Here is a 593-nt window from a genome sequence, read left to right on the forward strand (position 1 = left end):
AGTGTTGGGTCAGCTTTGATACGAGCAGTCTCTGAGTCTACGAGGGACAGCACCTCTTGCTTGACTTGGCGATAATTGGCTTCAATAGTCTCACGCAGACTGTCGGAGCCATTTTCGTTTGTGAAGTCTGTTATGATGGGGATAGGCTGGTAAGCTTTCGTTTCAGCCGAGACCTTGGCGACATCCACAACGATCTCAGCGTGGAAGACTTTCTGATCGATGCGTTCATCGAAATTGTCTGAGACAGCCCCAACGAACATACCTTGTGTAAGGTTACTAATCTTACTTGCAGGAATCAAGCTATCCATCTGCGTAGATATAGATGTGGACTTGTCGTTACGATTGATGGTCATGGACTGCCGTTGCTGGAGAACCTTGCCGAAACGCTCGGAAAGCGTCTTAGCCGTTTCTCCCACGACTTGCCCAGAAAAGACATTACCCACCGTGTTCTGTATCACCTTACTCTCCTTATCGCCATAGTCGCGGGTCAGCTGAGAGAAGTCCTGAAAGCCTAGACACACAGCAACCTTGTTACTTCTGGCTGTGGCTATCAGGTTATCGAGACCACGAAAGTAGATGGTCGGTAGCTCATC

At 48.9% G+C, this 593-nt stretch carries 1 protein-coding gene; it reads right to left on the reverse strand.

Annotation, left to right across the window (positions count from 1 at the left end):
- Positions 1-593: TraM recognition domain-containing protein (locus HMPREF2890_RS04365; protein WP_246825300.1), on the reverse strand; the 593-nt coding region annotated here is incomplete at both ends.

The organism is Porphyromonas sp. HMSC065F10 (assembly GCF_001808555.1).
In the GTDB taxonomy this organism is placed as follows: Bacteria; Bacteroidota; Bacteroidia; order Bacteroidales; family Porphyromonadaceae; genus Porphyromonas_A.